The sequence below is a fragment of the Paractinoplanes polyasparticus genome (assembly GCF_019710575.1).
In the GTDB taxonomy this organism is placed as follows: Bacteria; Actinomycetota; Actinomycetes; order Mycobacteriales; family Micromonosporaceae; genus Actinoplanes; species Actinoplanes polyasparticus.
Window position 1 is genome coordinate 37,513 of record NZ_JAHWFK010000068.1, and the last position, 12,794, is coordinate 50,306.

A 12,794-nucleotide genomic window follows, 5' to 3' on the forward strand; every position below is an offset into this window, starting at 1 on the left:
GCGGACGGGCGGGTCCGGTCGCTCCTGGCCGGCCCCGCCCGTCCGTGCCCGGTCATTTCATGGCGCTTCAACCGAGACGCCGCGTCGGCCACCGCGCGAGGTCTGCCTCGAGGAGGGTCGGGTCACGAGGTGGCGGGACCTCGTCGAGGATCTCGAGCCGGGTGATCCGCTCGATGCGGAAGCCGCGGATCGCAGCACGGAGCCGGCACCAACCGGTGAGCAGCCAGGCATCGCCCGCACGGAGAAGTCCCATCGTCTCGACGTCGCGGACGGTGCTGGTGGCGCGATCCGGGCCGTCGCCCCTGTCCTCACCCAGGTAGGTGAGCCGCACCACGCGCCGGGCGGCAATCGCGTCGGAGAGCATCCCGAGCGGCACGGCGTCGCCCGTCGGGGCGACGGCGTCGATGACCTGCATCATGCCGAGCAGTTCCTGCACAGGGGCACGTTGTTCCTCCCCCATGACGGCAGCGATCTTGGCGCGTGCTCGTCGGGCCGCTCCCTGGTACGGCGAGGACTCGAGCAGCGCGAGCCCGGCAAGCACCGCCAGCGACTCGGCGGCGGACAGGTTCAGCGGCGGCAGCGAGTACTCACGCAGGATCGAATAGCCGCCCGTCGCCCCGTGATCTGCGTAGATGGGGACCCCGGCCAGCTGGAGCGAACCGATGTCGCGTTCGATGGTGCGCGAGGACACCCCGAACTCGCCGGCGAGCCGAGCGGCGGACCAGGGCCGGCTTGCTCCGCGGAGCAAGTCGACGAGGGCGTACTGCCGCTCGGCTCGCTTCATGCCTCAAGTCTGGCAGAGGCAGTCGCCTCTGGTACGTGCGTCAGCTCCGCATGCTCCGCTGTCCGCCGACAGACCAGACACGTCGGACCCGGCCGTCCTCGGCGAAGTCGAACACGTCGACGCCGCCCGCGCGCTGGTCGGGAGACTCGACGTCCCAGAGCAGCCGGCCGTGGTCGCCGTCGATGGCATCGGCGACTCTCGTGAAGACGACGCCCGGGTGCTGCTCGTGCCACCAGTCGAGATACTGCGCGAAATCTTCGGCGGTACGGATGGCGTCCGCCGGCGTCGACCCGTCGCGCTCGGTCACGGCGAAATGGATCCGGAAGTCGTCGGCGCAGATCCGTCGTGCGATGGCGCCGTCGGTGTTCCACATCGTCAGCCACAGGTCGAGCGCTTGCCGGGCGGTGGAGCCGCTCGTGGGGTTCATGTTCTCGGTCATGCATCCACTCTCGGACGCCGACGCGACACCAGTATGTCGGTGTTCCCGAGACTCCCGCGCCCAATGCCGGCACGGAGCCACTGTCGGCCGCGGCGCCTTCGCCGACTCTCCACCGCCGCATTCCGCTGCCGCTCGGCGAGCACGCCGGCGCCGGCCAGCCCTCACCCAGAGACTCCCGGATACATCTGACTAATTCCTCGAAGATGCCCACTTCATCGCCGCCTGTAGACACATCAAGGGCGAAAGACGTATAGATACATCTGATGTATGCGGGCTCTGCACCTGAGAGCCCCACCGAGTGGAGGTTCAGTGACCGAGCGCATCCTGTCCGTCGACACCTTCGACATCCGGTTCCCGACGTCGAGGCATCGCGACGGATCCGACGCTATGAACCCCTTCCCGGACTACTCCGCCGCGTACATCCTGCTCCGCACCACCGCGGGCGCCGAAGGCCACGGGTTCGTCTTCACCGTCGGCCGCGGCACGGAGATCGAAGTCGCCGCCATCCGCTCGCTCGCCAGGATGATCATCGGGCAGCCGGTGGACGAACTCGTCGCCGACCCCGGGGCGCTTTCTCAGCGACTCATCGGCGACAGTCAGATCCGCTGGCTCGGCCCGGCCAAGGGAGTCGTGCACATGGCAGCGGGCGGCCTGGTCAACGCGGTCTGGGATCTCGCCGCCCGGCGCGCGGGCCAGCCCCTGTGGCGGCTGCTCACGGCACTGTCCCCCGAGCAGGTCGTGGCCCAGATCGACTGGCGGTACCTGCGCGACGCGCTCACCCCGGACGAGGCGCTGGACCTGCTGCGGGACGCGGCCGAAGGCAGGGCTGAGCGGGAGAAGGCCCTGCTCGACGAGGGCTATCCGGCGTACACCACCACGCCGGGCTGGCTCGGCTACGACGACGAGAAGCTCGCCCGGCTGTGTGCGGAGGCGGTCGACGACGGCTACCGGCTGATCAAGCTGAAGGTGGGCGCGAACCTCGCCGACGACGTACGGCGGCTGGCCATCGCCCGGCGGGCGGTCGGACCGGACGTACGCCTCGCCGTCGACGCCAATCAGATCTGGGGCGTGCCCGACGCCATCGGGTGGATGCGGGAGCTCGCGCCGTTCGACCCGTACTGGATCGAGGAACCGACGTCACCGGACGACATCCTCGGGCACGCCGCGATCCGTGCGGCGCTGGCCCCGGTGAAGGTGGCCACCGGCGAGCACGCACACAACGCCGTCATGTTCAAGCAGCTGTTGCAGGCCGGCGCCGTCGATGTCGTGCAGATCGACGCCTGCCGCGTCGGCGGGGTCAACGAGAACCTCGCGATCCTGCTGCTCGCGGCGAAGTTCGGCGTCCCGGTCTGCCCGCACGCGGGCGGGGTCGGCCTGTGCGAGCTCGTGCAGCACCTGGCCATGTTCGACTTCGTCGCGGTCAGCGGCACGACCCAGGACCGCGCCATCGAATACGTCGACCACCTGCACGAGCATTTCACCGATCCGGTACGCATCGAGAACGGCCGCTACGTCGCACCCCGCGCGGCCGGGATGAGCGCCGAGATGCGCCCGGCGACGCTCGCCGCGTACCGGTACCCCGACGGTCCCGAATGGGCCGCCGCGTAGTTCGAACCGTCAGCAGGATTCATCAGATGCTTCGACGGTGAAGGCAGATATTTGGGCCGGGATCATCCGTTGACCGGCACAACATCGAGGCATAACGTCAGATGTCTACAGTGTCGTCCGTCACACCCCACCATCGCTCCCCTTCTCCGCAGCATGGAAGGACACCGGTGAACCGCAGGATTCAGGTCAGTCTGGCGGTCGTCATGATGCTCGGCGCCACGTCGTCCATCGCCGCGTGCAATCGCGACTCGCCGGCGGCCACGGGCGCCGGCGCCGCGGCCCCGCTGGTCGGCGTGGACTATCCGAGGTCCGACACCGACTTCTGGAACTCCTACATCAAATACGTCCCTCCGTCGGCTCAGGCGGTCGGCGTCGAGCTCAAGACGACGAATTCGCAGAACGACGTCGCCGCGCTGATCTCGAACGTGCAGACGTTCGTCAGCCAGGATGTCAAGGGCGTCGTGATGGCCCCGCAGGACACCGCCGCCATCGCACCCACCCTCGAGCAGCTCGCCACCAAGAAGGTCCCGGTCGTCACGATCGACACCCGGCCCGACACCGGCTCGGTCTACATGGTCGTGCGGGCCGACAACCGCGCCTACGGCACCAAGGCATGCCAGTTTCTGGGGACCAAGCTCGGCGGGAAGGGCAAGGTCGTCATGCTCCAGGGCGACCTCGCGTCGATCAACGGCCGCGACCGCACCGAGGCGTTCAACGACTGCATGAAGAACGACTTCCCCGGCATCCGCGTCTTCGGCGAGGTGACCGACTGGAAGGGCGACGTCGCGGCGTCCAAGCTGCAGACGCGCCTGGCTTCCGACCCCGACGTCAAGGGTGTCTACATGCAGTCGTCGTTCGCGCTCTCCGGGACACTGCAGGTGCTGAAGCAGAAGGGCCTGCAGGTGCCACCGAGCGACCCGAAGCACGTCTTCATCGTCTCCAACGACGGGATTCCGGAGGAGCTCAAGAACATCAAGGCCGGGCTCATCGACGCGACGGTCAGCCAGCCCGCCGACCTGTACGCGAAATATGGCCTCTATTACATCAAAGCCGCCATCGACGGCAAGACGTTCCAACCCGGACCGACCGACCACGACAGCACGATCATCAAGGTGCGCGAGGGCCTGCTCGAGGATCAGCTCTCCGCTCCGCTGGTCACGGCGGACGGCGCGACGATCGGCGGTGAGAAGACGGCGAAGTACGACGACACGTCGCTGTGGGGCAACAACTCATGACGTACGAAGAACAGCCGCCGCTCGTCGAGGCGGTGGACATCGGTAAGCGCTTCGGGTCCACCGTCGCGCTCGACCGGGCCGGCATCACGGTGCGAGCCGGCGAGACCCATGCCCTGGTCGGCCGCAACGGCGCCGGGAAGTCGACGCTGGTCGACATCCTGACCGGGCTCCAGGCACCGGACACCGGCCGGGTCAGTTTCGGCGGACGGGCCGCCCCGCCGCTCGGTGACCGGGACGCCTGGCGCCGGCAGGTGGCCTGCGTCTACCAGAAGTCGACGATCATCGGAGCCCTCACCGTCGCCGAGAACCTCTTTCTCAACCGGCACGATCGCGGCGCCGGCGGCCTCATCCGGTGGCGGGCGCTGCGCCGTTCCGCGCGCGAACTGCTGGCGACCTGGTCGGTCGACGTGGACGTGGACCAGCCGGCGTCGGCGCTCACCGTCGAGCAACGGCAGTTCGTGGAGATCGCCCGTGCGCTGTCGTTCGGGGCCCGCTTCATCATCCTCGACGAACCAACCGCCCAGCTCGACGGCACCGGCATCGCCCGGCTGTTCGACCGCATCCGCGCCTTGCGCGCGCAGGGCGTCACGTTCCTGTTCATCAGTCACCACCTCCAGGAGATCTATGAGATCTGCGACGTGGTGACCGTCTTCCGCGACGCCCGGCACATCGTGACCGCCCCGGTCGCCGAGCTTGATCGCGCGGCCCTGGTGGCCGCGATGACCGGTGAAGACGTGAGCCTCGCCGGAGACACGTACCGCCCGCCACCGCCCGCCGACGCCGCGGTCCGGGTCGTCGTCCGTGATTTGGTGACCGCCTCCGGCGCCGGCGCGTCGTTCGAGGCACGCGCCGGCGAGGTGGTCGGGCTCGCCGGCGGCGGCAGCAGCGGCAAGTTCGAGGTGGCTGAGGCTCTGGTCGGACTCGCGAAACCGGCCGGGGGCAAGGTCACCGTCGACGGCCGTACGCTGCGGCGTGGCAGCGTGCCGGACGCCCTCGCGGCCGGCGTGGGTCTCGTCCCGCAGGACCGGCACCGGCAGGGCCTGGTACCCCTGCTGTCCATCGCCGAGAACGTCACCATGACCGTTCCCGGGCGGATCGGCCGGCACGGTCTCATCTCGCCGGCCCGGCGCGATGCCATCGCCCACGGGTTCATCACCGACCTTGCCATCAAGGCGTCCGGGCCGCACGTACCCGTCTCCGACCTCTCCGGAGGCAACCAGCAGAAGGTGGTCATGGGTCGCGCCCTGGCCGGCGACCCCAAGCTGCTGGTTCTCGTCACCCCGACCGCCGGCGTGGACGTGCGATCCAAGCAGACCCTGCTCGGCGTGGTCGAGCAGGTGCGCGAGCGCGGCAACGTCGTGCTGATCGTCTCGGACGAGCTCGACGACCTGCGCATCTGCGACCGCGTCCTGGTGATGGTGCAGGGCCGGATCGTGCGCGAGATGCCGGCCGGCTGGCGTGACAACGACCTGGTAGCCGCGATGGAAGGGGTCGATCTCGACCATGTCTGACACGCTGTCGAGCACCACCGCTGCCGAGGCTCCGCCGCCTCCGGCCACCCGCCGGATCCCCGCGCTGGCCCGGCTGCGTGACCTCGCTCTGGTGCCGGCCATCGTCACGGTCGCCATCGTCGGATACATCGTCAGCCCGGTGTTCCTGCGGACCGACAACATCATCAACGTGCTGCAGAGCATGTCCGAGATCGCCATCGTCGTGCTCGCCGAGACCCTCGTGCTCATCACCGGAAAGATGGACCTGTCGCTGGAGTCGACCTTCGGACTGGCGCCGGGCATCGCGGCCTGGCTCATCGTCGACCCGGCCGTGACGCACGGCCTCGGCCTGCACGCCGTGCCGGGCGCCCTGGCCATCCCGCTGGTACTCCTGACCGGCGCGCTGATCGGCGCGTTCAACGGCTTGCTGATCGTCCGGTTCGGGCTCAACGGCTTCATCGTCACGCTCGGCATGCTGATCGTCCTGCGCGGCCTGCTGACCGGCATCTCCGGCGGCAAGACGTTCTTCGCCCTGCCGGAGTCCATGACCTACCTCGGCTCCGCCTCGTGGCTCGCCGTGCCCGCGTCGATCTGGATCAGCTTGATCCTGTTCGCCGTGGCGGTCGTGGTCCTGGGTTACACCCGGGCCGGCCGGTCGCTGTACGCGATCGGCGGCAACGCCGACGCCGCACGGGCGGCCGGCGTCCGCACCGACCGGGTCGTGTGGCTGACCCTGATCATCGCCGGCACGCTGGCTGCGCTCGCGGGGCTGCTCATCAGCGGGCGGCTCGCGTCGGTCACGGCGGCGCAGGGCGACGGCGCGATCTTCCAGGTGTTCGCCGCGGCCGTCATCGGGGGCGTCAGCCTCAACGGCGGCAAGGGCACCGTCTTCGGAGCGTTCACCGGCGTCCTGCTGCTCTTCCTGATCATCAACGTGCTGACGCTGGCCGGCGTGCCGGCGCAGTGGACGAACTTCCTCAACGGTGCGGTCATCCTCGTCGCGCTGGTTGTCTCCCGGGTGACCGGCGGTAAGGCGCAGACCTGACCCGGCGTCAACTCATCTGATGAATCACGGTGCCGGCTGCCGCGGTGCGGCGGCCAGCACGGTACGCAGCCACGACTCGGACGTGTTCACATGGATCAGCGCGCTCGCCTGGGCCAGGAGCGGGTCACGGTCGCTCAGGGCCCGGTAGATCGCCTCGTGCTCGTTGAGCGTGACGCCGGAGGAGCCACCCTCGATCAACCCGCGCCACACCCGGGCCCGCAGCGTCTGCCCGGACAGGCCGTCGAGCAGGGAGGTCAGCGTCTCGTTGCCGGTAACCGCGATGACGGTCCGGTGGAACTCGGCGTCGTACCGGATGAGCCGCTCGGCGTCGTCCGCCGCACCGCGCATGTCCTCGAGGATCTCGCGTAGCCGTTCCAGGTCGGCGTCGGTGATCCGCAACGCGGCGACACCGGTGGCCACCGGCTCCAGCATCCGGCGCACCTCCATCACCTCGAGCAGGGTGTCGTCGCGAAGCAGCTCGACCGCGACCCCCAGACCCTCCAGCAGCAGCCGCGGCGCCAGGCTCGTCACATACGTGCCGTCACCGCGACGCACGTCGAGCACGCGCGCCGCCTCAAGCACCTTGACGGCTTCGCGAACGCCGCTGCGGGACAAGCCCATCTCCAGCGAGAGCTGCTGCTCGGTGGGCAGGCGAGCACCCGGCGGCAACTCCCCCGACTGGATCATCCCGCGGATCTTCGTGATCGCCTCGTCGGTCAGCGCCACCGGGCCCTCCTGCACGCCATGAGGCAATCATCTTATCTTTGCCGCCGACGAAACGGTCCGCGGCCGCCGTCCTCGAAACGGCGTCCGTACGGCGCCGACGTTGGCGGCGACGACCAGCGCGATGGCCAGCCCTTCGACAGGAGTGAGCTGCTGGTGCAGGACGACATAGCCGGCGATCGCAGCGACGGCGGGCCCAAGGCTCATGAGTACGGCGAAGGTAGGGGTGGGCATGCGGCGTAGTGCCAGCAACTCCAGGGTGTAGGGCAGCGCGGAGGACAACAGCGCCACTGCAGCGCCCATCGCCACGATGTAGGGGTTCAACAGCGTGGTTCCTGCTGTGTCGGCGCCGAAGGGAAGAGTGATGACCGCGGCGGCGGTCATGGCCAGGGCCAGGCCGTCAGCCTTGGGAAAGCGTTGCCCGACCCGCGCACTGGCCATGATGTATCCGGCCCATACCGCGCCCGCTGCGGCCGCGAAGCCGATCCCGGCCGGGGTGAGCCGATCGGATCCGGCGCTGCTCAGCAACGCTACCCCGGCGGTGGCCAGACCGGCCCACAGCCAACTCGCCGCGCGGCGGGCGGTCACCACCGACAGCACGAGCGGCCCCAGCACCTCCAGCATCACCACGGGACCGAGCGGGATCAGCGCGATCGCGTGGTAGGCCAGCGTGTTCATGCCGGCAAGCGCCGCACCGAACCCGCCGATCAACAACCAGTCCGCTCCCCGGTATCCCTGCACGCGGGGCCGGCACACCGCCAGTAGCACGAGCGCCGCGATCGTCAGCCGCAGTGTCACGACTCCGTCCACCCCGACCCGGGAGAACAGCAGCGCCGCGACCGCGCCGCCGAACGGACCCGACAGCAAGGCTCCCAGCACCAGCGCTACCGCCCCAGGGGTGTTGGCGGACCGGGTGGGGTGGAGAGCGTTGGCCATGCGGTCGACGTTAGGAGTCACCTTTCGGCGCGGGAAATGCCGAATGAGCTGCGGTTATGCTCTGTCGTTATGACGGTAGAGCTGCGGCATCTGCGCGCGTTCCTCGCCATCGCTGCCGAAGGCACCATCACCCGCGCTGCGGCCCGGCTGCATGTGACGCAACCCGCGCTCTCCCGCACACTGCGCCAGCTGGAAACGCACCTCGGCGCCCGCCTGATCGACCGGTCCACCCATCATCTACAGCTCACCGCCGCCGGACACGCGTTTCAGCCGCGAGCCGCCGCCGCGGTCACGGCCGTCGACGAGGCACTCGACCCCGCACGCGCCGGAACATGGCCCTTACGCCTCGGCCACGCCTGGTCAGCGCTGGGCGAGCACACCACGCCACTACTGCGACGCTGGAAGCAGGAACACCCGGACACGCCCCTGCAGCTCCTGCGCGTCGACGATCGCACCGCCGGGCTCCACCACGGCACCGTCGACGTCGCCGTCATCCGAGGCGAGGTCGGCCTCCCCGCCGAGGTGAACACCGTGGCCCTACTTCTCGAGCCGCGCGTCGCCGCCGTCGCCGCCGACAGCGCTCTCACCCGAAAAGCACGACTCACCTTGCACGATCTCATCGCCAAGCCGATCGCCGTCAACACCATCGCCGGCACCGCAGCCCTCGGCCTCTGGCCGCCGGACGACACCCCGACCGACACCATCGAGGTCGCCAACACCGACGACTGGATCGCTGCCATCGCCGCCGGCCACGCTGTTGGCATCACCACCACGGCGACCGCGGTCACATACCCGAACCCGGCCGTCGCCTACCTCCCGCTCATCGACGTACCAGCCGTCACGGTCCGCCTGGCATGGAAGCAACCCCCGAGCCATCCCGCCGTACCGGATTTCATCACCCTCGCCCGGCAGCTCATCGCAACAGCACACGGCACGACCGCCACTGCTTGAAGGCCCACCTTTGCCTTCGGCCACGCTAGGCCGGGGTCAGCGACCGGCCCTCGTCGATGGCCGTCTGTTCCGCCTCGGCGATCACCGCGCCGACGGCCCGGGCGTCGGAGCCCCAGTCGTCGGCGATCGCGGTCAGCACCAGCGCGGCGGCCGTGTACCGGTCGCCCGCACTGATGTCGTCGACCGGGGTCTTCTCGCCGACGGCCCGGCGCACCATGTGATCGATCGCGATCGGATCGGTCTGCGGCCGAAAAGTCTCCCAAGTGCGCTTGGTCAAGGCGCTGATCTCCCGCTGGTCCGGCGCCTTCGGGAGGTACTGCCGCACGATCAGGACCATCACGGTCAGCGCCAGCGTCATCAGCTCGGTGCCGTCCGTCTCGGCGCTCCGATCCGGTGAATTCTGTTCACGCACCGCCAACGCCCACAGGAAGCGGCCGACGACGGTCGACGGTTCCGGCGCGGCCGCCTGCCGCCGGAGGGCCTTGCGACTGCGCGGCGCGGCGGGCGGGCGCCACGGCGAGCGCATCCGGCGGGTCAGATCGGGCAGGCGATCCGCGTCGGTGAGATACCGCTGCCCAGTCCGGTGGCACTGTTGCTGCTCGACCCGGACAGCATCCTCGCCGCCGGGCGGCAGCACCACCGCCGCCATCGCCGCCTCCGCCTCGGCCAGCAGAGCATCGACCTGCGCGTCGTCCAGTTCCAGCTCGTCAACCAAGGCGAACAACGCCGGGTACATCATCTCGCCGGCCACGACCGGGTCGACCGCACCGAGCAGCCAGGCCTCACCGATCGCGCCGCGCACCACCGCCTCCACTGTTCGGGCCGCGAAATCCTGCCCGCCGGGAGCACGCTCGACAAAACGGCGCGCGAACGTGGTCACCAGGTGCCGGTCACCGAACTTGCCGAACCGCCGGAACGCCGCGATGGTGAAGGCGGCCGACGTCACCTCGGGCCACCAACCGTCGTCCAACTCGGTGTCCAGGATGCGGTCGCGCTCGTCATCGTCGCCCCGCAACTCAGCCCGCAGCAACCGCCCCTCAGCGGTTCGGAGGGCTGCCGGCACACCGATCACCTCGAGATCAATATCTTGATGGCACGTCCGCCGGATCAGGTTAACGTCCCGGCCGGGCCGGCGAGATCGGGGCCGTCGATGCCCCGGGTTCTCGATGGCCGGATATAACTCCGCGGCATCGAGCTTCCTGGCCTCCGGGGTGGACGCGTGTGACCGCGGCTGAACCACAGGCCGCCGAGTCCGATGACTGCGTCCCAGCCCACGCGCCTCCTTCCGTGGCTGTTCTGAGCTGGCTGACGACCGCTCTTCACGACGCCGCAACCCGGCGACCATTGCCATACGGACACGTGTCCGCTACGGTTCCACCAACGAAGCGGACACGTGTCCGATTACTGCGTGACGTTCTCGTGGTACGCACGGCCAAGCGAAAGGACATGGTGTGCCAGACACGCTGGACAAGGTTGTCATCGTCACCGGAGCCGGGCGGGGCATCGGCGAGGCGACCGCACGGCTGCTGGCCGGGCGGGGCGCGACGGTCGTTCTCAGCGGCCGCGACGCCGGGGCGATGGAACGCGTCGCCCACGACATCACGGCGGGTGGCGGGACGGCCTCAGCGTTGGTGGTCGACGTGACCGACCGGGCCGAGATGGTGGACGCTGTCGCCGCGACCGCGGCACGGTTCGGCCGGCTTGACGTCCTGATCAGCAACGCCGGCGTGGGACCGATCTCGTACCTTCACGAGTTGAAGGTCCGCGAGTGGGACCAGATGATCGACGTGAATCTGCGCGGAGTCCTGAACGGTATCGCCGCGGCACTGCCCGTTTTCCGGCAGCAGAACTCCGGGCAGTTCGTGAACGTCGCCTCGACGGCCGCGTACACCACCAGTCCCACGATGGCCGTCTACTCGGCGGTGAAGACCGCCGTCCGGGCGTTGTCCGAAGGCCTGCGCAAGGAAGCCGGACCGCACCTGCGGGTCAGCGTCGTCTCGCCCGGCTTCGTGGACACCGACTTCGTGCGCACGATCAGCGACGACGAGCTACGCGAGCAACTACTGGCCCAGCGCGACGCCCTGGCCCTCACACCGGACGCCATCGCCCGGGCGATCGCCTTCGCCATAGAGCAACCCCCGGAAGTTGATGTCAACGAGATCGTCATCCGGCCCACCGCGCAGGCCTGAAGGCGAGCGCCGTTCAGGTGGTAGCCGGGGTATGGCTCACCTAGGCTGAACGTGGCCTTCATATCCCGGTCCCTTCCGGAGATGCTGAGTTCGCGCCGGAGGGGAGGGAGGTCGGCATGGAAGACAACGCGCTCGGGGAGTTTCTCCGCCATCGGCGGGAACGGCTACGGCCCGAGGATGTGGGACTGCCCGGCGGTGGGCGACGCCGCACTCCCGGGCTGCGCCGAGAGGAAGTAGCGAGCTTGGCGGCGCTGTCGCCGGACTACTACTCCCGGCTGGAGCAGGGCCGGGTGCGCGCCCCGTCCGCGGCGGCGCTGACCAGTCTGGCCCGTGCCATCCGGCTCACCGGCGACGAGCAGGACTACCTGTTCCGCCTCGCCGGGCAACAGCCGCCGGAGCCGCGTTCGCCCTTGGCTCACGTCGACCCCGCAATGATGTACCTGCTGGACGCGCTCGAGCACACACCGGCCCAGGCGGCCGACGACCTGCTCACCGTGATTGCGCAAAATCGCGCCGCCCGGAACTTGTTGGGCATCTGGACCGGCTTGCCCGGTTACGAATCCAACGTCACGTGGCGCTGGTTCGCCGACCCGGCATCGCGGGACAGCAACGATCCGGCCGAACACGAACGCATCGGCCGGGCCTATGCGGCTGACTTGCGCGCCGGCGTCGCCCAGCGTCCGGCAGGCGACCGCTTCGCTCACGGGCTGGTCGCCGACCTGCTCGGGCGCAGCGCCGAGTTCCGTGAGCTGTGGGCGCAGCAGCAGGTGGTGTCGCTGACGTCGGCGCCCAAACTGATTCGCCACCCACTGGTCGGCGAACTCGACCTGCAATGCGACGTCGTGCTGAGCCCGGCCACCGGTCATCGGCTCATTCTCTTCCGGCCCCGCCCCGGATCGAACGCCCGCGAACAGATTGCATTCCTCGACGTACTCGGTAGTCAGAAGTTCGCCTGAGTTTCCCTCCCTCGTCCATCGCCCCGGAGGTGCTTTCCTTTCCAGGAGAGGACACACCGCAGGCGCTGCTGTCCACGATGGCGCAGCGGCTCGATCTGCTCACCGACACCCGGCGCGCCGCGATCCGCTCCCGGCGCAGCGTGCGCGACGCGATCCAGTGGAGCTACGACCTGCTGGACGGCAAGGAGCAGGAAGTGTTCACCCGGCTCGCCCTGTTGCCCGGCGGCTTCGACCAGCAGAGCGCCGCCGCCGTGACGACCGACCTGGGTCTGAGCCGGCCCCAGCTGTGGGCGCTGCTGGCCGGGCCGGCCCGCAAGTCGGTCAGATCCTCAACAAGCAGGCTTGGCTGCTCATCGCGAACTGAGTTCCCCCCGCTTTCGTGGAGCTTCTCAAACATGATCGACTGATCATGGGGAGGAAGCATTTGTGGCTGCACCG

At 69.2% G+C, this 12,794-nt stretch carries 13 protein-coding genes; 8 read left to right on the forward strand and 5 right to left on the reverse strand.

Annotation, left to right across the window (positions count from 1 at the left end; all coding sequences use genetic code 11):
* Window positions 1-67: 67 nt before the first annotated feature.
* Both KXC43_RS47230 and KXC43_RS47235 read right to left on the reverse strand, forming a co-directional pair.
* Entirely contained in the window at window positions 68-784 is a 717-nt protein-coding gene (locus KXC43_RS47230; protein ID WP_221382848.1) for a helix-turn-helix transcriptional regulator, read from the reverse strand.
* Between the two features lie 40 nt (window positions 785-824).
* Entirely contained in the window at window positions 825-1,223 is a 399-nt protein-coding gene (locus KXC43_RS47235) for a nuclear transport factor 2-like protein (RefSeq protein WP_221382849.1), read from the reverse strand.
* A 309-nt stretch (window positions 1,224-1,532) separates the two neighbouring features.
* On the opposite strand from KXC43_RS47235, the gene KXC43_RS47240 reads away from it, so the two are divergent.
* From KXC43_RS47240 to KXC43_RS47255, 4 genes are all read left to right on the forward strand, one after another.
* Window positions 1,533-2,831, forward strand: a complete 1,299-nt coding sequence (locus KXC43_RS47240; protein ID WP_308129583.1) for an enolase C-terminal domain-like protein — start codon at window positions 1,533-1,535, stop codon at window positions 2,829-2,831.
* A 167-nt stretch (window positions 2,832-2,998) separates the two neighbouring features.
* Window positions 2,999-4,066, forward strand: a complete 1,068-nt coding sequence (locus tag KXC43_RS47245) for a sugar ABC transporter substrate-binding protein (RefSeq protein ID WP_308129584.1) — start codon at window positions 2,999-3,001, stop codon at window positions 4,064-4,066.
* Window positions 4,063-5,577: a sugar ABC transporter ATP-binding protein gene (locus KXC43_RS47250; RefSeq protein ID WP_221382851.1), complete on the forward strand. Its 1,515-nt coding sequence runs from the start codon at window positions 4,063-4,065 to the stop codon at window positions 5,575-5,577. The genes KXC43_RS47245 and KXC43_RS47250 overlap by 4 nt, the downstream gene beginning before the upstream one ends.
* Window positions 5,570-6,601: an ABC transporter permease gene (locus tag KXC43_RS47255; protein ID WP_221382852.1), complete on the forward strand. Its 1,032-nt coding sequence runs from the start codon at window positions 5,570-5,572 to the stop codon at window positions 6,599-6,601. Before KXC43_RS47250 ends, KXC43_RS47255 begins: the two co-directional genes overlap by 8 nt.
* A gap of 24 nt (window positions 6,602-6,625) precedes the next feature.
* On the opposite strand, the gene KXC43_RS47260 is transcribed toward KXC43_RS47255, so the two are convergent.
* Window positions 6,626-7,342, reverse strand: coding sequence for a FadR/GntR family transcriptional regulator (locus KXC43_RS47260; protein WP_308129585.1), 717 nt, complete (start codon window positions 7,340-7,342; stop codon window positions 6,626-6,628).
* Window positions 7,343-7,354: 12 nt separating this feature from the next.
* Complete coding sequence (locus tag KXC43_RS47265) at window positions 7,355-8,260, reverse strand: EamA family transporter (RefSeq protein ID WP_221382853.1); 906 nt, start codon at window positions 8,258-8,260, stop codon at window positions 7,355-7,357.
* Window positions 8,261-8,329: 69 nt separating this feature from the next.
* On the opposite strand from KXC43_RS47265, the gene KXC43_RS47270 reads away from it, so the two are divergent.
* Entirely contained in the window at window positions 8,330-9,211 is an 882-nt protein-coding gene (locus tag KXC43_RS47270) for a LysR family transcriptional regulator (protein ID WP_221382854.1), read from the forward strand.
* Between the two features lie 25 nt (window positions 9,212-9,236).
* On the opposite strand, the gene KXC43_RS47275 is transcribed toward KXC43_RS47270, so the two are convergent.
* Window positions 9,237-10,451 carry a hypothetical protein gene (locus KXC43_RS47275; protein WP_221382855.1) on the reverse strand — a complete coding sequence of 405 codons (1,215 nt, stop codon included), beginning with the start codon at window positions 10,449-10,451 and terminating at the stop codon, window positions 9,237-9,239.
* 211 nt (window positions 10,452-10,662) lie between these two features.
* Between KXC43_RS47275 and KXC43_RS47280 the strand changes: the two genes are divergently transcribed.
* The 3 genes from KXC43_RS47280 (at window position 10,663) to KXC43_RS47290 (ending at window position 12,763) form a co-directional block, all read left to right on the forward strand.
* The gene (locus tag KXC43_RS47280; RefSeq protein ID WP_221382856.1) at window positions 10,663-11,400 is read left to right on the forward strand and encodes an SDR family oxidoreductase; all 738 of its coding nucleotides are present in this window, start codon (window positions 10,663-10,665) and stop codon (window positions 11,398-11,400) included.
* Window positions 11,401-11,516: 116 nt separating this feature from the next.
* Window positions 11,517-12,356 (forward strand): helix-turn-helix transcriptional regulator, encoded by an 840-nt coding sequence (locus KXC43_RS47285; RefSeq protein ID WP_221382857.1) that lies wholly within the window; start codon window positions 11,517-11,519, stop codon window positions 12,354-12,356.
* A gap of 77 nt (window positions 12,357-12,433) precedes the next feature.
* Window positions 12,434-12,763 carry a hypothetical protein gene (locus KXC43_RS47290; protein WP_221382858.1) on the forward strand — a complete coding sequence of 110 codons (330 nt, stop codon included), beginning with the start codon at window positions 12,434-12,436 and terminating at the stop codon, window positions 12,761-12,763.
* Window positions 12,764-12,794: the final 31 nt, after the last annotated feature.